The sequence below is a fragment of the Veillonella parvula genome (assembly GCF_032550495.1).
GTDB classification, from domain to species: Bacteria; Bacillota; Negativicutes; order Veillonellales; family Veillonellaceae; genus Veillonella; species Veillonella parvula_G.
This window is the reverse complement of record NZ_JAWFZJ010000001.1, coordinates 763,217-783,006: the sequence shown is the minus strand read 5'-3', so window position 1 is coordinate 783,006 and position 19,790 is coordinate 763,217. Positions and strand designations below refer to the sequence as shown.

The 19,790-nt window shown below is 37.4% G+C and carries 18 protein-coding genes; all 18 read left to right on the top strand.

Features of this window, described 5'->3' with window-relative positions; all coding sequences use genetic code 11:
* Positions 1-96: 96 nt before the first annotated feature.
* Positions 97-945: a hypothetical protein gene (locus E6X37_RS03850; RefSeq protein WP_156697460.1), complete on the top strand. Its 849-nt coding sequence runs from the start codon at positions 97-99 to the stop codon at positions 943-945.
* On the top strand, positions 927-2,249 hold the full coding sequence (locus E6X37_RS03845) for a type II secretion system protein GspD (protein WP_156697461.1): 1,323 nt from the start codon (positions 927-929) through the stop codon (positions 2,247-2,249). Before E6X37_RS03850 ends, E6X37_RS03845 begins: the two co-directional genes overlap by 19 nt.
* 28 nt (positions 2,250-2,277) lie before the next feature.
* Positions 2,278-4,197 carry a ribosomal protection-like ABC-F family protein gene (gene abc-f / locus E6X37_RS03840; RefSeq protein ID WP_156697462.1) on the top strand — a complete coding sequence of 640 codons (1,920 nt, stop codon included), beginning with the start codon at positions 2,278-2,280 and terminating at the stop codon, positions 4,195-4,197.
* 121 nt (positions 4,198-4,318) lie between these two features.
* A complete protein-coding gene (locus E6X37_RS03835; RefSeq protein ID WP_120054626.1) occupies positions 4,319-5,467 on the top strand; it encodes an ABC transporter substrate-binding protein in 1,149 nt (382 codons plus the stop codon).
* A 14-nt stretch (positions 5,468-5,481) separates the two neighbouring features.
* A complete protein-coding gene (locus E6X37_RS03830) occupies positions 5,482-6,363 on the top strand; it encodes a branched-chain amino acid ABC transporter permease (RefSeq protein WP_012864168.1) in 882 nt (293 codons plus the stop codon).
* Positions 6,363-7,376: a branched-chain amino acid ABC transporter permease gene (locus E6X37_RS03825; RefSeq protein WP_156697463.1), complete on the top strand. Its 1,014-nt coding sequence runs from the start codon at positions 6,363-6,365 to the stop codon at positions 7,374-7,376. Before E6X37_RS03830 ends, E6X37_RS03825 begins: the two co-directional genes overlap by 1 nt.
* A gap of 11 nt (positions 7,377-7,387) precedes the next feature.
* Positions 7,388-8,149, top strand: coding sequence for an ABC transporter ATP-binding protein (locus E6X37_RS03820; RefSeq protein WP_156697464.1), 762 nt, complete (start codon positions 7,388-7,390; stop codon positions 8,147-8,149).
* Position 8,150: 1 nt separating this feature from the next.
* On the top strand, positions 8,151-8,861 hold the full coding sequence (locus E6X37_RS03815; RefSeq protein ID WP_008600622.1) for an ABC transporter ATP-binding protein: 711 nt from the start codon (positions 8,151-8,153) through the stop codon (positions 8,859-8,861).
* A 410-nt stretch (positions 8,862-9,271) separates the two neighbouring features.
* Positions 9,272-10,015: a polysaccharide biosynthesis/export family protein gene (locus E6X37_RS03810; protein ID WP_156697465.1), complete on the top strand. Its 744-nt coding sequence runs from the start codon at positions 9,272-9,274 to the stop codon at positions 10,013-10,015.
* A gap of 37 nt (positions 10,016-10,052) precedes the next feature.
* Positions 10,053-11,879 carry a polysaccharide biosynthesis protein gene (locus E6X37_RS03805; RefSeq protein WP_156697466.1) on the top strand — a complete coding sequence of 609 codons (1,827 nt, stop codon included), beginning with the start codon at positions 10,053-10,055 and terminating at the stop codon, positions 11,877-11,879.
* Between the two features lie 160 nt (positions 11,880-12,039).
* A complete protein-coding gene (locus tag E6X37_RS03800; RefSeq protein WP_101928162.1) occupies positions 12,040-13,485 on the top strand; it encodes a GumC family protein in 1,446 nt (481 codons plus the stop codon).
* Between the two features lies 1 nt (position 13,486).
* Positions 13,487-14,098 carry a CpsD/CapB family tyrosine-protein kinase gene (locus E6X37_RS03795; RefSeq protein WP_101928163.1) on the top strand — a complete coding sequence of 204 codons (612 nt, stop codon included), beginning with the start codon at positions 13,487-13,489 and terminating at the stop codon, positions 14,096-14,098.
* A gap of 77 nt (positions 14,099-14,175) precedes the next feature.
* Positions 14,176-15,375: a DegT/DnrJ/EryC1/StrS family aminotransferase gene (locus tag E6X37_RS03790; RefSeq protein WP_004697277.1), complete on the top strand. Its 1,200-nt coding sequence runs from the start codon at positions 14,176-14,178 to the stop codon at positions 15,373-15,375.
* Entirely contained in the window at positions 15,369-16,055 is a 687-nt protein-coding gene (locus E6X37_RS03785; RefSeq protein ID WP_004693385.1) for a sugar transferase, read from the top strand. Before E6X37_RS03790 ends, E6X37_RS03785 begins: the two co-directional genes overlap by 7 nt.
* An 11-nt stretch (positions 16,056-16,066) precedes the next feature.
* Positions 16,067-16,933, top strand: a complete 867-nt coding sequence (locus E6X37_RS03780; protein ID WP_101928164.1) for a LicD family protein — start codon at positions 16,067-16,069, stop codon at positions 16,931-16,933.
* A 9-nt stretch (positions 16,934-16,942) separates the two neighbouring features.
* Positions 16,943-17,665 (top strand): IspD/TarI family cytidylyltransferase, encoded by a 723-nt coding sequence (locus tag E6X37_RS03775; RefSeq protein WP_101928165.1) that lies wholly within the window; start codon positions 16,943-16,945, stop codon positions 17,663-17,665.
* The gene (locus E6X37_RS03770; RefSeq protein ID WP_101928166.1) at positions 17,658-18,707 is read left to right on the top strand and encodes an NAD-dependent epimerase/dehydratase family protein; all 1,050 of its coding nucleotides are present in this window, start codon (positions 17,658-17,660) and stop codon (positions 18,705-18,707) included. The genes E6X37_RS03775 and E6X37_RS03770 overlap by 8 nt, the downstream gene beginning before the upstream one ends.
* Positions 18,704-19,771, top strand: a complete 1,068-nt coding sequence (locus tag E6X37_RS03765) for a glycosyltransferase (RefSeq protein ID WP_101928167.1) — start codon at positions 18,704-18,706, stop codon at positions 19,769-19,771. Before E6X37_RS03770 ends, E6X37_RS03765 begins: the two co-directional genes overlap by 4 nt.
* Positions 19,772-19,790 lie beyond the last annotated feature (19 nt).

The following is a 19,790-nucleotide window of genomic DNA, read 5'->3' as shown; positions in this document are numbered from 1 at the left end:
ATGAATGACTCTATTAGTCACCTTGGTGACTGGTAGAGTCATTTTTTTGTAGGATTTTAAAAGAGCCTCCTAGAATATGTCAGCAGGAGGTGGATTATGAACTTACAAGACTATATAGAACGTATGAAAATGTGGATTGATAAGCAGCATTTTATTATGCGCCACTATAAGTTTGCACTTGGTATTTTCTTTATCATTACGGTTGCCCTTTTAGGCATTGGTATTTTTTATCCACATGAGGAGGAAAATGTTCATATTAGTTTAGATCAATCTAATGGTAGAGATGCTAATCAAATTGAACGAGGCTCAGAAAAATTATCAAAAGAAACAACACATGATAATAGAAATGGGAAAGGAAAGAACTATTTTAAAGATGAAAGTGATATAAAAAATGTAAAGGATAGAGAGGTAAAAAGCGATGTTCATGGACGATTATTATATGATATTACCGGTGTTGAGCGAGCAAATCCTTGGCGAGAGGTTTTTAAAGATATTCCTATAGATGAATTACTTGGTCAGAATAAGATAACTAAAGATAGTAATGGCAATTTCGTTGATATAAATAATGATTTACATGAGTCAGATGATTCAATGAAGACTTTTGAGAAAAAGGTAGATGAAAGTCGTAGAAATGAAAAATATCAACAAATAAGAAATAATAAAAAGCATAGTGGTAATTATATTGAATTAAAAGCTAAAGATATTAGTGCTAGACGAGTTGAATCTAGTATACAACCTTCTATAAGTAATCCTATCAAACAACATCCCATAGAGCTTATAGGTATTATTGAGGGACAACAGAATATTGCTATTTTACGAAAAGGTACAGAGGAACAAATGGTTAGTATAGGAAGTGTGTGGAAAGAAATATCAGTATCTAAGATAACTGCAAGTGGTGTAGAAATTATTGAAGGAGGTTCATCACGGTGGCTAAAAATCGATTAAGCTTTATAGGTCTAAAATGTATAGATAAGATTATAGTGACAGTTATATTGCAAATAAGCTTATGGATGGTCGTAATGCTTGTAACTCCCTTCATGGTATTTGCTAATAGTACTGATAGGATAGGTACTAATAGAAATGATAGAATAACTGCTAGTAGTTCTGAAACTATCGTAAATAGTAGTGAAGTAGATAAAAATGAAAAAAAGGTTGGGAACGAACTCATAACGATTTCTGTACGCAATGCATCCTTAAAGGAGACCGTCTTAGGCATTTGTCGTAGTTATGGTATATCCGTAATTGGTGTAGAGTCGTTAAAAGGGAGTATTACGGCCACTGTAAAGGGAGAATCACCAGAAGCAATTATTAGTGAATTAGGTAAGTTATATCATTTTTCCGTATCGAAGGAGCATAATACCCTTCTTATTGATTCTGATGATGAAACACTTGAAAAAAGAGAGCTATATGTTATATCACCTGAACATTTGCCGGCTGAGTCTTTGAAAAATGTGGTAGGCACAGTGGTAAAAAACGATAAAATGGCAGTGCTTTCAGAACAAAACGAAGTAATTATGCATTTGACGAGTGGAGAAAAGCGACGTGTAGAAACCTTAGTACGTGCTATCGACAAGGAACCAAAACAAGTGCAATTAGAAGCTACCATCATTGCTATGGAACAATCCTATGCTAAGGAACAAGGATTTAGATGGTCTTGGCTTAGCTTGACCGGCCATGGAGAAGATAAAACACATTCCTATGGTGCTGTTACCTTTGGCAAAACTCCGACTGGAGAGGCCTATAAGTTTTTTGTAAAACCAGAACTAAGTCTTATGGAAAGCTCAGGTAAAGCCGTTCTAATTGCAAAGCCATCTATCATGGCTCTCAATGGTGAGACTGCACATATCTTGATAGGTGAAAGAATACCAGTTATAGAAGAATCGGAAGTGAATGGAGAACGAAAGCGTTCTACTCGTTATGAAGAGGTGGGCATTAAGTTGAATTATACTCCTATTATTACTGCTGATGGTGGTGTAGATGCTAAAATACATGCAGAAGTGAGTACACCTATTATGGTATCTGAAATGAAAGCCTACAAAATAAGCACACGTCAAGCACATACAAGAGTACGATTACAACCAGGAGAAGTGCTAGTTATTGGTGGACTCATGGATAATCGAGATCAACATCAAATACAAAAAATACCTATTTTGGGAGATATCCCTTTGTTAGGAAAATTATTCCGTCATAGTCGAAAAACAAAAGATTCTATAGAAATGTTAATGTTAGTGAGGGCAACTGTGGTATAATGAAGAGTAAATGATTAGGAGGTTGTGAATGGAACGCATTCGAATGATAGACCTTGGAAAATCATTTGGAGTGCGCCAAGTATTTTCCAATGTGTCTTTTGAGATAAAAGAAGGGGATCGACTCGCATTGGTAGGCCCTAATGGGGCTGGGAAATCTACCTTGTTAAAGTGCATATTAGGCTATGAAGAGCTGGATGAAGGTAATGTAGTCAAGTCGCCTGTTGCTAGTATTGGCTATTTACAACAAGATGTAAATCTTGGAGATGATAGCCTTGCTACGGAAATCGAAAAGGCTTGGGCTGATGTTCATGCATTGGAAAAACAATTAAAAGAGCTCACTAGTCGCTTGGAAACCGAAAAGGCTAGCGAATCGGATTTACAACGCTTAGATTATTTACAGAATCGTCTAGAATGGCTAGGTGGTTATGACTACGAGCAAAAGACAAAGCGCATAGTCTATGGTCTTGGTTTTACTGATGATGACTTAGATAAGCCGGCTAATGCTTTTTCAGGTGGTCAAAAAACGCGTATCAATTTAGCTAAAGCGTTAGTACGTAGTCCTGATTTTTTATTCTTAGACGAACCGACTAACCATTTAGATATGGATATGCTGGAGTGGTTAGAGGGGTACTTATCTGCCTATCAAGGTGGTATTCTTATTGTCAGCCATGATAGATATTTTCTAGATCGTATCGTCACAGGTGTTGTGGAGTTAGATAATCACAAGGCTACAACCTATCGTGGTAACTATAGTCGCTATATTCAACAACGTGATGAACGTTTAAAGGCTGATATGGTGGCCTATGAAAAACAGCAGGAGTATATTAAGAAAACAGAGGCTTATATAGATAAATACCGCGCTGGTATCAAGTCTAAAATGGCTCGTGGCCGTCAGTCTCAACTAAATCGATTAGAGCGGCTAGAGGCACCTGTTACTTCACATCATTTACAATTTTCTTTTCCTCCTGCTGCGATGAGTGCTGATAAGGTTTTAGTCTTAGATCACTTATCTGTCGGATATGGTGAAAGTCGCATTATTGATGATATCTCTCTAGTTGTTCGACGAGGTGAATCAGTAGCGCTTATTGGACCTAATGGCGCGGGTAAGTCTACACTGGTGAAAACCATTGTAGGAGAACTATTCCCTGAAGTTGGTCATGTGGATATTGGCAATCGCGTACAAGTGGGTTACTTCTCACAAGAACACGAAGAATTGCATGATTCTTGGCAGGTAGTGGAAGAGATCATGAATCACTTTAACTACAGCGAGGATAAGGCTCGTAATGTGCTGGGGGCTTTCCTGTTTAAAGGGGACGATGTATTTAAGCTAGTAGGTGAATTATCTGGTGGTGAGCGCGCTCGTTTAGCTTTGCTTAAATTATTTCTTCAAGGAGATAATTTTCTAATTTTAGACGAACCGACAAACCATTTAGATATTCCTACACGAGAAATTGTAGAGGAAGCATTGCAACAATTTGAAGGGACTTGTTTTATTATTTCTCATGATAGATACTTCTTGGATCAAGTTTCTACAAAAACAGTAATTCTAGATGAAGGTAAAATTACAGAGTATCTCGGTAATTATTCATACTATAAGGAAAAGCTGAAAGAGCAAGAAGATTTATTAGCATTGGCTAATGAGAAAAACTCTGATAGCAGTAAGCGTGATAGTAAAGCTACTCCTATTAATGAGTCAATGCTTTCAGTATCAGAAACTACGGAGGAAAATCAGAAGAAGCCGAATGCTTATATGGTAGAAAAACAATTGGCTGAGGTAGAAGCTGAAATTGCTCGTTTAGAGGCGACGATGAAGATGTATGAGGTGCAATTAGCTAATCCTGTAGTACAACAAGATTTAGATGAAATGTCCAAAATTTCCACACAAATCGAAGAGACTCAGACAGAGTTGGAATCCTTGTATAAGAAGTGGGAACGTCTATCTGAATAACTTATTTAATGTATATATTATTAGGGAATTAAAATCATTATCTTTTAATTGACAAACTATTTTATATTCTCATAATATAGGTATAGATTTAAAGTTTTATGTTTTGAAGGAAGGGTGTAACATGAATAAATCCATGTTAAAAAAAGCGGCCATTTTTGGCCTTGCTGGTGTAATGGCAATTGCTGCTGGTTGTGGTAGCGATAAAGATGCAGGTAGTGCAAATAGCAATGAAGCTAAAATTGCATTATTAACAACAACAACTGGTGGTGCGGCAGCATATGGTGAATCCATTAAAGCTGGTGCTGAATTGGCAGTAAGCGAAATCAATGCTGATGCAAATGCTGTAAAAATTAACTTATTAGTAGAAGATACTAAAGGTGATAAAAACGAAGCTATCAATGCGATGAACAAAGTAATTGCAAAAGATAAAGTGGTAGCAGTTATCGGTCCTATGTTATCTGGTGAAATGATGGCTGCGGGGCCTGTAGCAAACAAAAGTAAAGTAGTAGCGCTTGGTACATCTACAACGGCTGAAGGTATTACGGATATCGGCGATTACATTTTCCGTAATGCTGTACCTGAATCCTTGGCAGTAGATACTGCAATTAAAGAAGCACATAAAACTTTAGGCTTCAAAACTGCAGCTATCATGTACTCTAACAACAATGACCAAATGGTATCTGTAAATAATACAGCTCGTAAAGCATTGGAATCTGAAGGTGTACAAATCGTTGATACTGAAACATTTGCAGATAAAGATACTGACTTCTCTGCACAATTGACTAAAATTCAACAAGCAAAACCTGATGTAATTGTAGTTGCTTCTCTTTACCAAGAAGGCGCATTAATCATGAAAAAAATGCGTGAAATGGGTATGAATCAACCTGTAGTTGGCTCCAATGGTTTCAACAGCCCACAATTCATTAAAATTGCTGGCGATGCTGCTAACGGTGTTATTGTTGGTACGCCATGGTTCCCTAACAAAGAAGATCAAAAGGTTAAGGATTTCCGTAAAGCCTATGTGGCTAAATACGGTAAAGAACCTGACCAATTCGCTGCTCAAGCATATGATGCAGTATATCTCTATGAAACAGCTTTGAAAAAAGCAGGGTCCACAACAGATCGCGAAAAATTCCGGGAAGCATTGAAAAATATTGCTGACTTCGTTGGTGTAACTGGCCAATTCAAATTCAACGAAAAACGCGATCCTTCCATGGAAGTTCAAGTATTACAAATTAAAAACGGTCAATTTGACGCATTAACAAAATAAGTTGAGGTAGTATAGTGTTTTTACAACAATTAGTTAACGGGTTAACCCTCGGTAGCTTATATGCTGTACTCGCTATTGGCTTAACACTTGTGTTCGGTGTTTTGAATATTATCAACATGGCTCACGGAGGCATCTTTATGATAGGTGCCTTCGTTGGTCTTTTTATGGTAACAATTTTTAACGTTAACATTTTTGTAGCCCTTATCGTAGCTATGGCTGTAGGTGCTATCCTTGGTTATCTTTTAGAATTTGTGGCGCTTCGTCCACTACGCAAGAAAAAGGTGTCTCACTTGGCACCACTTATTAGTACTATTGGTGTTTCTATTTTCCTTGAAAGTTTGGCATTATTGCTTTGGGGCCCTCAAACTAGATCATTCCCACCAGACTATATTGGTGGCCTAATCGACTTTGGAGCTTTCAAAATTTCTATGGTACAAATTATTGGTTTAGGCGTTTCTGTTGTGCTAATGCTGATTTTAAATGTAGTTATTAAGAAAACTAAGATTGGTAAGGCTATTCGCGCTGTATCCATGAGTACGGAAACAGCAGCTCTCTTGGGTATCAATCCAACAATGATTATATCTATTACTGTTATGATTGCATCTGCTTTAGGTGCAGCGGCAGGTGTATTGGTAGGATTGTCCTTTAATGCTATTGAGCCTACTATGGGTGTTATTATAGGTTTTAAAGGTCTGGCAGTACTTATCTTAGGTGGTCTTGGTAATATTACAGGCGCCATGGTTGGCGGCTTTATTTTAGGTGTAGCAGAAATCTTCTCTGTTGCTTATGGTGCATCTACATTCCGTGATGCTGTGGCCTTTGGTCTCATTATCCTATTATTATTCTGGCGCCCACAAGGCTTGTTTGGATCTAAAGATAAAGGGGGTAGACCGTAATGGAATTATTAAACCCGTATTATCTACAGATCGTGATGTTTTTCATCATTAATGCCATCATGGGTATTTCAATTTATTTCACACTGGCAAGTGGACAGCTTTCTTTAGGGGCTGCTGGCTTTATGAGTGTTGGTGCATACGTAGGCGCTATTCTTTCTTTGAAAGCTGATTTGCCTATCGTTGTAGGCATTATTATTGGTGGCTTAGTTGCTAGTCTTGTGGCTGTTATTATCGGTTTGCCAACAACACGTCTTAAAGGTTTGTATCTTGCCATTGCTACACTTGGATTTGGCGAAGTTGTGCGTGTTATTTTCTTGAATTTGGATATTACAAATGGTGCATTAGGCCTTTCTGGTATTCCATCCATTCCTCAAGAATTGACAAATTATGCCTATGAATTTGATTTCGATGGTTTAATGGGCATTGATGCTGTTGCATGGGGCAATCTAATGGCTATCATTATTTTGTTAGCTATTTTAGTATTGATTATCGCTTTTTGTGTACGGATTAATAATAGCCGTGTGGGTCGTGCCTTTGCAGCGATTAAGGCTGATGATCATGCAGCAGAATTGATGGGTATTAACGTTGTATACTACAAGATGATGGCCTTTATCATTGGTGCTTTCATCGCTGGTATTGGCGGTGGTTTGTATGCGCATATTACAAACTTTATTAATCCTACAGATTTCAGCTACCATAAAGTAGTACAAATTTTGTTATTCCCTGTATTTGGTGGGTCCAATGTAGTATGGGGCTCCGTATTAGGTTCCTTTATTCTTACATTATTACCAGAAGTATTGCGTTTCTTATCCGACTATCGGGACATCATCTATGGTGCATTACTAGTCATTTTGATGGCCGTTCGTCCAGATGGTATTCTGACAGAATCTATGGTAGATAAAATTAGTCGCAAATTAGGCTTTAAAAAGGCTCCATATATTCCAGAGTCACAAGTATTAACAGAACGTTTTGAAGCATATAAACGCAAACAACAAGAAGAAAAACAAGGATAGGAGGGAACTGAATGCTATTAGAATTAAATGACGTAAGTAAAAGCTTTGGTGGCGTTGCAGCCCTCACAGGAGTATCTTTTGGCGTTAAACAAGGTGAAGTATTTGGTGTCATCGGTCCAAATGGTGCTGGTAAGACCACACTATTCAACTTGATTACTGGTGTATTCCCTGCAAGTTCTGGTGAAATTGTATTTGATGGTATGTCTGTTGTAGGCATCAAGCCTCATAGAACTGTTGAAATGGGCATTGCTCGTACATTCCAAAATATTCGTCTCTTTGGCAATATGACTGCTCTTGAAACTGTTTTAACCGGTATGCATTGTCGTACTGGCTCTGGCTTCTTATCTAGTTTTTTGAAAACAAAACGTCAACGCATTGAAGAAGAACGTTGTCGTGGTATTGCTTATGAGTTCTTAAAGCTTGTAGGGCTTGAAGATGATGCGGAAGAGGTTGCCACATCATTACCGTATGGTAAGCAACGTCGTCTTGAAATTGCTCGTGCCTTAGCGACACATCCTCAGTTAATTTTACTTGATGAACCGGCAGCAGGTATGAATGATAGTGAAACTGAAGTTCTGCGTCAATTGATTGGCAAGATTCGTGACCTAGGTATTACCGTTGTGGTTATCGAACATGCCATGGAATTGATGATGAATATCTGTGATCGTTTGGTAGTACTTAACTTTGGCAAGAAAATTGCTGAAGGTACACCTCAAGAAATTCAAAATAATGAAGCTGTAATTGAAGCATACTTAGGTAAAGAGGAGGTGTAATATGTTAAAACTAGAAAATATTGTGGCTGGTTATGGACATATTACAGCCTTAAAAGATATAAGTTTAGAAGTTCCACAAGGTTCCATTGTATCTCTTATTGGTGCTAATGGTGCTGGTAAGACTACGACGATGAAGACTATTATGGGACTTGTAAAACCCACATCTGGTCGAGTGATTTTTGAAGGTCAAGATATTACAGGTCGCCAAACCCATCAAGTTGTACAAAATGGTATCTCCTTAGTTCCTGAAGGACGTCAAATTCTACAAGACATGAGTGTTTATGAGAACCTTGAAATGGGTGCTTATACACGTAAAGATAAAGAAATCGAAACAGATATCAAAAAGGTATTTAAACGATTCCCTATTCTTGATGAACGAAGTTATCAATTGGGTGGTACTTTATCAGGTGGTCAACAGCAAATGCTAGCTATTGGTCGTGCACTTATGGCTCGTCCAAAATTGTTATTATTAGATGAACCATCTATGGGCCTTGCACCTTTAGTAGTAAATGAGATTTTTGAAACCATTAAAGAAATCAGCGCTGATGGAACAACAGTTCTTTTAGTAGAACAAAATGTGCGTCAAGCATTGAAGATTGCTGATTATGCGTATGTTTTGGAGACTGGTAAAATGGTATTATCTGGCTCTGCTGATGAAGTTCGCCATAATCCTCGCGTTATGGAAGCTTATTTAGGCGGTCGTGTTGAATAATTAATTATATAGAGCGATCATTAGTGTCAAAAACTTTGAATAAGGTGTATATACTAGATTTCTAGTATATACACCTTATTTTTTTATCACTAATTCTGATATAAATAGAAGAACTATGTGAGCTGATAATGAAGTGAGTTTAAATATATTTTATTATTCTTACAAATTTCAATAATAAAACTAGTGAATTAGGAATGAAAACAGCAAATAATAATTAATGAACATATATTGAAAATACTGTATTTTTAAGGAATCGTTGTTGAAGGTTTTATGAAGTTCGTTTGGAACATACTAGATTTGTAGAAGTATATTTAAAAAAATGATAAAATAGCATGACTGATTTTTTAGATATAAGATACATCAATAATTAAGTGATGAATTAAATAAGTTGAATAGAAAAAGAGGTAAGTATGAAGAAGAAACAGTATATGATGATGGCTGCATTCTTATGTACTACAACAATGGCTATGGCTGCGCCAGTTAATATAAATACTAATCAGCCTTATAATGCCAAGAATGTACAAATGGAAGGCCATGCCCCATTGGAAACTAGTGCATCCGTAATTAGCTCTGATAAAGAATATCGTCTGCGTCAAGGAGATGAACTGAATATTCAAGTGGTTCAGCAGGCAGAGCTTGGTACGCGTAATGGTAATGATATTGTGTATACCGTTAGACCAGATGGATATGTATCGTTCCCTATGGTTGGTGCCGTAAAAGCAGATGGCTTAACTGTAGATGAATTTACAGCTGAGTTACAGCAAGGTCTGTCTCGTTATATCATTAATCCTGATATCACAGTAAATGTATCGAAATTGGGCGGCGTTCGCGTATATGTATTTGGTGAAATTAATAAGCCTGGCGCCTATACGTTGACTAAATCTAGTACAGTTATTGATGCGATTGGGGCTGCAGGTAGTTTTAACTGGGATACAGCAAAAAAGAAAATTTACTTGATTCATCAAGATAATCCAGAGAAACCGATTCCTATTAATTTGAATCGTATTTTACAAACTGGAGATATGTCTGAAAACTACATCATGCGTGAAGGTGATATTCTTTACTTAACTAAGAATAGTCGCATCAACTTTGCTCGTGATATTGCTCCAATCTTAACAGGGGCTTACATGGTATCACGAATAGGTAAGGATTAAAGATAAGGCGATATCTATCATATAAGGGGGCGTTTTTTTGCGTTCATATTTATTACCATCCATATTGTTTATTACCGATATTGTGACGATTGTAATCGTTGCTTTTATCAGTCTTTTTATTCGATTTGATGGACACATAGAACCTCAATATATTAATCAAATGGTGGAAGCACTTCCGTTATTACTTATTTCGTATATGTTGATGTTCTTGATAATGCATTTATATACACGTATTTGGCGCTATGCAGGGATGCGAGAGGTATTAGCAGTATTTGTAGCGACTACAATTGGTACGGCTTTATTCTATTTCTCTATGTTTGTATTTGGTAAGTCATTACCACGTTCCATCTATTTTATTACATGGTTCCTTACTACAGGCGCTGTTGGTATGGGACGTATGTTGCTTCATTATGTGGCACTTCACTATAGCAGTGGGGACGATGGTGAAAGTGGCCAAGTGAATACATTGATCATAGGAGCCGGTGATGCAGGTGCAACTATAGCTCGTGAAATTGAACGATATCATAAGCGTTCTCGTCGAGTGATTGGTTATGTTGATGATGATATGTTTAAACATAATCGTCTTATGAATGGTTTTAGAATTCTCGGTAATCGTGAAGATATTCCAGCATTAGTTGCTAAGTATAAGGTAGAAGAAATTATTATTGCCATGCCTTCTGTGAAGCGAGATATTATTCAAGAAATCATGGAAATCTGTTCTCCTTTAAAATGTAAAATCAATATTTTACCGGGGATGTACCAACTGCTTGATGATGAAGTTCTTGTATCTCATTTACATCCTGTTTCAATTGAGGATTTATTGGAACGTGATGAGATTCAGCTCGATACGTCCAAGGTTGAAACATATCTTAAAAATAAAGTAGTTTTAGTTACTGGTGCGGGGGGCTCTATTGGTTCTGAAATTTGTCGTCAAGTTTTACGTGTAAAACCTAAAAAGCTATTGCTCCTAGGTCATGGTGAAAATAGTATTTATCTTATTCATCAAGAATTGCGCAATATTGCTCCCCAAGATACCTTGGTTCCAATCATTGCAGATATTCGCGATAAGAATCAATTAGAACAAATTTTCAATAACTATAATCCTGATGTAGTATTTCATGCAGCAGCTCATAAACATGTGCCGCTTATGGAAATACAGCCAATTGCTGCAGTATTAAATAATATTTATGGTACTCGTAATGTTGCGGATGTAGCCGGAGCTCATGGGGTAGATCGATTTGTTATGATTTCCACGGATAAAGCGGTGAATCCAACTAGTGTTATGGGCGCTACAAAACGGGTTGCTGAAAAAGTTGTACTTGGTATGAATCATACATATGATACTAAGTTTATAACAGTTCGTTTTGGTAATGTACTTGGTAGCCGTGGTTCGGTTATTCCTTTATTTCGTAAACAAATTGAAACCGGTGGCCCTGTAACCGTTACAGATCCAGAGATGACACGTTATTTTATGACTATTCCTGAAGCCAGTCAATTAGTACTTCAAGCTGGTGCCATGGGTAATGGGGGCGAAGTGTTCCTTTTGGACATGGGTGAACCGGTTAAAATTGTCGATTTGGCTAAGAATATGATTCGCCTTTCTGGCTTTGAGCCTAATAAGGATATTCGTATTGAATTTACTGGCTTACGTCCAGGTGAAAAGTTATATGAAGAACTATTAACTGCCGGAGAAGGTACGAATACTACTACGCATAAGAAAATTTTTGAAGCAGCTCTAGAAGATGTTAATCAAGAATGGCTAAGTCGTGAAATAGAGCGTTTTGATACATGTAAAACTGATATAGATGTAATTAATGTGTTGCAGGATATCATTCCTACATACGACCCAAATCATAATGTATAGGTCGTTATAGGTCGTGGACGATACATTTATTACCCGATATATGTATAAGACTATTTTAATTTTGATACATTGTGCCTTTATTGAGAGGGTTAGGTACAGTTAATATTCTAAGTGGGAGAGACCCTGTTGTTTGTATACTTTTACAGAAAGGGGTATATGGGTGGAACAAATTATTGATTTAAAAGAGGTGGGCAGAGTCCTCATTAAAAAGCGCCGTAAAATTATTAATATTGCGGTAGCATGTATGGTTTTAGGTGGTGCGTATGCTTTTCTTGCACCATCAACATATCAATCTACATCGATGTTGCGCATTAAACAAGCTCAAGGTTTGAGCAATTCTGTATTATCTAGTGCTAATGCCTATTCTGATTCTATGTCTCGTCAATTGATGAACACAGATGCAGAAATTTTAAAAAGTCGTAATGTAGTAGAGCCAGTAATTACTGCTATAGAAGATCCTGAAGGTACCGGTAATGCGCCAACATATGAAGATTTTGTTAAAACTCGCATTGAAACTAAACCGTATAAAGAAACCGAGTTATTGCAAGTAAGTGTAACAGGTAAGTCTCCTGAGCAAGCACAAGAAGCTAATCAATTACTTATTGATACCTTCTTGAAACGCCTTGCTGAAATCTCTCATGTTGAACAACGAACTACTCGTGAATTCTTACAGAAACGCGTTGTTACTGCGAAATCTGAATTAGAGCAAGCAGAAAAGAAATTACAACAATTTCAAATAGATAATAAGGTGTACTCCACAGCAGATCAAATGAAAGGCTTAACTGATAAGATTACTCTAATTGATCGTGAGAAGGCTCAAAATCAACTCGATTTAGAAACGGCACAAGCTGCACTTGACAGTATCAATGAGCAATTAGGTTCTGCAGGTAAAAGCATCGCTGATAGTGCTACGGTTCAAGCCTACAAGGGTCAGTTAGCAGATTTAGAATCTCGTAAAGCTTCTTATATTGGTAAATATACTGATGAACATCCTGCGATGAAAGAAATTAATCAACAAATTGAAGAAGCTAAAAGTGGTCTAAATGCTGAAATCAACGCTATTGCATCTCAACAAGCACCTTCAAGCAATTCTGCACAACAAGGCTTGCTAGCGGATAAGTTTAAAAATGAAGCTGCGTTAGCTGTAGCTCAAGGTAAACAATCTACATTAGCTGAGCTAGATAAAGCAAACGAAGAAGCTATAAAAGGACTACCTGAAAAAGAACGTGGTTATATTCAAGCAAAACGTGATGTAGATGTGGCACAAGATATCTATCAAATGTTATCTACTCGCTTAGAAGAAGCGAAGGTAGCAGAGGTTATGGTACCGAATGAAGTTCAAATCGTTGATTCTCCTACATTGCCAGAAAAGGCGATTGCACCACGTAAGATTCTTATTATATTAGGCTCTGCCATTTTAGGCCTCATCTTTGGTTGCCTCTATACATTGGGCCAATTCTTCGGTAATCGCAAAGTTCAATCTGTACAAGAAATTAATGATATTCTTGGTATTCAAAACTTGGGCGTAATTCCAAATCATAAAGAAAAAGAATACGAAGAGCCTAGTAATCGTATCGTAGTATTGTTGCGCAAAGTAAGAGGTTAATATGATTAGACTAATTTCTAATGAACGTGGTGATACACCACTTGTGGAAGCATACCGTACATTGCGTAGCAATCTTCAATATGTATGTAACCAACATAAATGTAAACTTATTTGTATTACTGCGGCTACTAGTGGTGAAGGAACTTCTGAAGTGGCAGCTAATACAGCATTAGCTTTATCTAAAAATAATAATAAAGTTCTTCTAGTAGATGGTAATCTACGCAATCCAGCACAACATATAGCCTTTAATGTACAAAATAAAGGTCTTACCAATGCGGTGATGATGGATGAAGATTTGACGATTCATCGTAATGTAGTGCCTCATTTGGATGTGCTTACGGCGGGTGAAGTTGTTGAATATCCATCTGATATTGTAGATTCTAGCAAATTACCTACGATTTTTGAGTATGTACGTGATGAATATGATGTGGTTATCATCGATACACCACCCGTATTGTCTGTTACAGATGCCGTTGTATTGGCCGAAAAATCAGATGGTGTAGTGTTAGTTGTTAAAAATGAAGTAGTTAGTCCAAAAGATTTGATTGAAGCTAAGAAACGGCTTTCACAAGTAGGCATTCCTCTTTTAGGATCCATCGCGATTGACGCGTAATATAACTGTTTTGATTAACATTCTATGTGATAAATCAAGCGTATCAATATGGTACAGAAAGTATTGAGGTGATTTATATGAGAATTAATTTTTCTCCTCCAGATATTACAGAGTTAGAAATCAATGAAGTCGTTGAAGCCTTAAAAAGTGGGTGGATTACGACAGGTCCTCGTACTAAAGAATTAGAAAAAAAGATTGCTCATCAGTTAGGTACACCTAAATCCGTTTGTTTAAACTCTGCTACGGCAGCGCTTGAAATGTCTCTTCGCGTATTGGGGATTGGACCTGGAGACGAAGTCATAACTAGTGCCTATTCCTATACAGCTAGTGCAAGTCCTGTTGTTCATGTGGGCGCCACATTAGTGCTTGTTGATACACAGAAAGATGCTTATGAAATGGATTACGATGCAGTAGCTCGCGCTATTACACCAAAAACAAAAGCAATCATTCCCGTTGATGTTGCAGGTGTACCTTGCGATTATGATCGACTACGCTCCATTGTGGATGAAAAGAAATCTCTCTTTACACCTGCTAATGATATTCAAAAAGCAGTAGGTCATATTCCTATTGTGGCTGATTGTGCTCATTCCTTTGGGGCCTCATATAAAGGGGTACAAACAGGTAATGTTGCAGACTTTAGTAGCTTTTCCTTCCATGCAGTAAAAAATTTTACTACTGCTGAAGGCGGCTGTGCTACATGGCGTCATATAGATGGTATTGATGATGAAACTATTTACAAGCAATTCCAATTGCTATCTTTGCATGGTCAAGATAAGGATGCTCTTGCAAAAACAAAAGCAGGTGCTTGGGAATATGATATTAAAGGTACCTATTATAAATGTAATATGACGGATATCATGGCGGCTATTGGACTAGCTCAATTTGAAAGATACCCAAAACTTTTGGCACGTCGTAAAGAAATTATTGAAGCTTATGATACAGCATTTAAGGATTTACCTGTTACATTGTTGAACCATTATACAAATGAGCATGAAAGTAGTGGTCACTTGTATTTAGTCCGTTTAGACGGCCGTGATGCGCAATACCGCAACAAGGTTATTGAAGCTATGGCTGAGGCTGGCATTGCGACGAATGTCCATTATAAGCCAATTCCAATGCATACGGCTTACAAAAACTTAGGCTTTACAATCGATGATTATCCAAATGCTTATGACCAATTTAAAAATGAAATTACATTGCCACTTCATACGCTCCTTACAGATGAAGAAGTGCAATATATCATTAAACAGTTTAAAAGGATTATTACCGAATGCTAGTAAAGAACTTTCATGATCTACCAAAAGAGCTTCAGTGTGAAGCGGTTCGTCCCTATTTTGAAATATTAAATCAAAGGCGTATAAGCCTTCTTTGCAAAAGCATTTTTGACCGCGTAATGGCAGCGGGAATGCTTATTACATTAAGCCCTATATTCTTGGTACTAGCCATCATGATTAAACGAGATAGTGAGGGAGAGGTTTTTTTTCGTCAAACTCGAGTGACACAGTACGGTCGTACCTTTGGCATCTATAAGTTCCGTACTATGGTAAAGAATGCGGAATCTTTAGGTGCACAAGTGACATCACAAAATGATATGCGTGTTACGAAGGTAGGCAATATGCTTCGCAACTGTCGTCTCGATGAATTGCCTCAGCTTATTAATATCCTTTTAGGAGATATGAGCTTTGTCGGTACAAGACCTGAGGTTCCACGTTATGTGGCTGCTTATACAGATGAAATGAAAGCTACCTTATTATTACCTGCTGGTGTTACCAGTGTTGCCAGTATTACTTATAAAGATGAAGATCAACTTTTACAAAATGCTCAGAATGTTGATGAAGTCTATATAAATGAGGTTTTACCGGGTAAGATGGCTTGGAATTTAAGGAGTATTAAGGAGTTTTCTTTTTTACAAGATATAAAAACGATGATTGATACAGTATTAGCTGTATTACGTTGAAAGAGGTCCCTATGAGTACATCTATGACAAAGGAAATACAAGAAAAAGAGCTGAATATGTTACTGTACTTTAAAGAGTTCTGTGATAAACATAATTTGCGCTTTTATCTTTGCGGCGGTGGTCTCATTGGGGCTATACGTCATAACGGCTTTATCCCTTGGGATGATGATTTAGATCTTTTCATGCCTCGTCCAGATTATGAAAAGTTAGCTAAATTATGGCCAAAATATGCTGATACTGAACGATTTACGTATTGTCGTACTGATCGCAATCATATCTATCATGATGCAGGAGCTTCTATTAGAGACAATAATACGACTTTTATCAATCGTCATAGTATGCATGAAGATGTTTGTCATGGTTTGGCACTTGAAATTATGCCTATCGATGGCTGTGCACCCGGCAAAATTAGTCGTGCATTGCAGTTGATGTGGGCCATGACTTTTGCACTCTTTAATGCACAGCGTTTGCCTGATAATAAGGGACCAACATATCGCGCTTTAGCGGGTTATATTTATAAAATCTTTTCAAGTCAATCTATACGCTATCATATTTGGCGATTTGCAGAAAAGAGAATGACTCAATACGACTTTGATACGAGTGATGAGTGTACGGAGTTAATCGGTAGCTTAAAAGGTATGAAGCTACGTCATCCTAGAGAGGACTTTGCTTCTGTTGTATATAAAGACTTTGAAGGCCATCAAATACCTGTTATGAAAGGGTATGAGAGATATTTGCGCCTTATTTGGGGCGACTATATGCAATTACCACCTGTAGAGCAACGTGTAGCAAAACATGATGCAGTATTTGCTGATTTACATACACCTTACAAGGAGTATAAAGGCATACATTATGCCAAAAAAGAAGCTCAACCATAAGGAGGGCCTATGAAACGAATAGCAGTAATCTTTGCGGGTGGCGTAGGTGCTCGTATGAAAAATAGCAAGACGCCAAAACAATTTTTAGAATGGAACGGTAGACCGATTTTGATTCAAACCTTAGATGTATTTGAACAAACGGAGACTATTGATGGGATTGTTCTTGCCTGTAAAGTAGAATGGATTGATTATACAAAGCAACTCATAGAAAAGGCGGGGCTACAAAAGGTATTATCCATTGTGCCTGGTGGTGAAAGTGCTTTGGAATCCCAATATAATGGGCTAGTAGAGGCTAAGCGTTTATTTCCTGAAGACGCGGTGACTGTATTGATTCATGATGGGGTTCGTCCACTTGTAGATAATTCTACTATAGAGAGAAATATAGAATCTGTTGAATCAAAGGGGTCTGCCATTACTGTTACTCCAGCTATAGAAACGGTTATGGTTACCCAAAATGGTTCTATTAAGCATATTTTAAATCGTAATGAATGTCTCATGGCTAAAGCTCCTCAGAGTTTTAGATTAGATGATATTATATCAGTTCATAATCGTGCAAAAGATGAGGGCATTCATGACTTTATTGATTCCGCATCGATGATGATGCACTATGGATATACTCTATATCCTGTATTAGGGGAAACTGAAAATATAAAGATTACAACTCCATCTGATTATTATATGTTCACAGGGATTATTAAAAATCGTGAGCTAGGAGGATTAAAAGATGAGTAATTCCGTTATTCAACGTGAGTTAACGGCTTTAGTACATGAAAAAAATTACTTTCATTTCCTCCGTCATCAACGCATTCTTATAACAGGTGCAACGGGGCTTATTGGATCGATGTTTATAAAATTACTTATACTTGCCAATGAGACTCATGACCTGGATTTAAAAGTGATTGGTCATGTGCGAAGCCATGAAAAGGCAAAAACCATTCTCGGTGAGTATTTAGACAATAAGTCGTTAACCCTAGTAGATGGCTCATTAGAATCTATTGATGTGCCATGTGATTATATTTTGCATGGAGCCGCACCAACACAATCTAAGTTTTTTGTAGAACATCCAGTAGAAACTATCCGTACCTCTATTTATGGTACGGAGGCCATGCTCGAGTTAGGCCGTCGAAAAAAGGTAAAAAAAGTAGTTTATTTATCTAGTATGGAACAATATGGTGTACCTTATGAGTCTGGTCAAGTTATGACTGAAGACCGATTAGGGTATCTTGATCATCTAAATATTCGTAGTTCATATTCTGAAAGTAAGAGACTATGTGAATGTTATTGTAAGTCCTATGCTGTGGAATATAGCGTTCCTGCTGTAATAGCTAGACTAGCTCAAACCTTTGGTCCAGGTGTTCCAGTAGCTGATAATCGCGTTTTTATGCAGTTTACTAAGAGTGCTATTAAAAAAGAAGCTATTGTACTTCATACAAAGGGTGATTCTATGTCGAATTATTGCTATATTACTGATGCCTTAACTGGGCTTTTAACTCTTTTAAAAGAGGGACTACCTGGTGAAGCATATAATGTTTGTCATGATGAGGAGACGCGTTCTATTGCAAGCATTGCTCATTTAGTGGCAACTCATGTTAGCAATGATAAGAGTGAAGTCATCTTTGATATTCCAAAAGATGTACAAGGGCTTGGCTATGCGCCGACAGTGCATATGTTCTTAAGTTCTAAGAAGTTAAAATCCCTAGGTTGGCAACCTAAGGTATCAATGGCACAAGCTTATATAAGACTAGCTGAATATATCCAAGAGGAAGGCTTATGAAAAAGGAAATAATAATTGTCACCATCTCCCTTGGTAATGATGGGGCTGAACGAATCTTAACAGAGTTGGCTCGTCAGTGGGTACATGATGGTCATCATATTACAGTTATCCAAACAAGCCCTAATCGATATGGTAATGAATATGCGTTAGAGGAAGGTATTGAACAAATCGAAATTCATACTACAAGCTCTAATAAAGTTATTCGCTTTATGCAAGAAATAAAAGAACTAATCAAAATCTTAAAGACTAGGCCAAATGCGACATGCTTATCTTTTTTGTCTGCATCGAGTTTTATCTTATCGATTAGTTCTTGGTTTATAAAAAATCGCATTGTTTTTTCTGAACGCAATAACCCGCGTATGGTACCTATTGGGTGGCATCAACAAGCGTTGCGCAATTTTGCTTTTCGATTTGCAGATGCACTAGTATTTCAAACGGAAGATGCTCGTTCTTATTTCCCAAAATATGTCCAAAATCGCGGTGTTATTATCCCCAATCCTATTAATGGTAAATTGCCGTCACCCATAGAAGGGGAACGAGAAAAGACAATCGTTACAGCTTGTCGTTTGCATCCGCAAAAGAATTTGCCTATGATGATCAATGCCTTTAGTATGTTGGCAGATGAGTTTCCAGAATATAAACTTGTCATTTATGGTCAAGGTGTATTAGAGGATGAACTACGAGCTCAAATTAAGTCTCTTAATTTAGAGAATCGCGTTTTATTGCCTGGATTTGCTAGTAATATTTTAGAAAAGGTAGCCCCTTGTTCCATGTTTGTATCATCTTCTGATTTTGAAGGCATTTCAAATTCTATGTTGGAAGCATTGGGCATGGGTCTGCCGGCAGTAGTTACAGACTGTCCTGTAGGCGGTGCTCGTATGGTAATTAAAAGTGGAGAGAATGGTATCCTTGTGCCTGTAGGTGATACGCAGGCTATGTATGAAGCTATGCGCAGTATATTAAAAGATCCTGCACTAGCGGCTAAACTTTCACAGAATGCCATCAAAGTACGCGATGAATTTCCATTATGGAAAATCGCAAAACGTTGGTTAGAAGTTTTATGAGTTGTAAGGAGGAGAACCA

Bases quoted from the DNA above. Each gene is read 5' to 3' on its own strand.
- E6X37_RS03850 (WP_156697460.1), top strand. From the start codon at position 97: ATGAACTTACAAGACTATATAGAACGTATGAAAATGTGGATTGATAAG.
- abc-f (WP_156697462.1), top strand. From the start codon at position 2,278: ATGGAACGCATTCGAATGATAGACCTTGGAAAATCATTTGGAGTGCGC.
- E6X37_RS03835 (WP_120054626.1), top strand. From the start codon at position 4,319: ATGAATAAATCCATGTTAAAAAAAGCGGCCATTTTTGGCCTTGCTGGT.
- E6X37_RS03825 (WP_156697463.1), top strand. From the start codon at position 6,363: ATGGAATTATTAAACCCGTATTATCTACAGATCGTGATGTTTTTCATC.
- E6X37_RS03820 (WP_156697464.1), top strand. From the start codon at position 7,388: ATGCTATTAGAATTAAATGACGTAAGTAAAAGCTTTGGTGGCGTTGCA.
- E6X37_RS03815 (WP_008600622.1), top strand. From the start codon at position 8,151: ATGTTAAAACTAGAAAATATTGTGGCTGGTTATGGACATATTACAGCC.
- E6X37_RS03810 (WP_156697465.1), top strand. From the start codon at position 9,272: ATGAAGAAGAAACAGTATATGATGATGGCTGCATTCTTATGTACTACA.
- E6X37_RS03795 (WP_101928163.1), top strand. From the start codon at position 13,487: ATGATTAGACTAATTTCTAATGAACGTGGTGATACACCACTTGTGGAA.
- E6X37_RS03790 (WP_004697277.1), top strand. From the start codon at position 14,176: ATGAGAATTAATTTTTCTCCTCCAGATATTACAGAGTTAGAAATCAAT.
- E6X37_RS03785 (WP_004693385.1), top strand. From the start codon at position 15,369: ATGCTAGTAAAGAACTTTCATGATCTACCAAAAGAGCTTCAGTGTGAA.
- E6X37_RS03780 (WP_101928164.1), top strand. From the start codon at position 16,067: ATGAGTACATCTATGACAAAGGAAATACAAGAAAAAGAGCTGAATATG.
- E6X37_RS03775 (WP_101928165.1), top strand. From the start codon at position 16,943: ATGAAACGAATAGCAGTAATCTTTGCGGGTGGCGTAGGTGCTCGTATG.
- E6X37_RS03770 (WP_101928166.1), top strand. From the start codon at position 17,658: ATGAGTAATTCCGTTATTCAACGTGAGTTAACGGCTTTAGTACATGAA.
- E6X37_RS03765 (WP_101928167.1), top strand. From the start codon at position 18,704: ATGAAAAAGGAAATAATAATTGTCACCATCTCCCTTGGTAATGATGGG.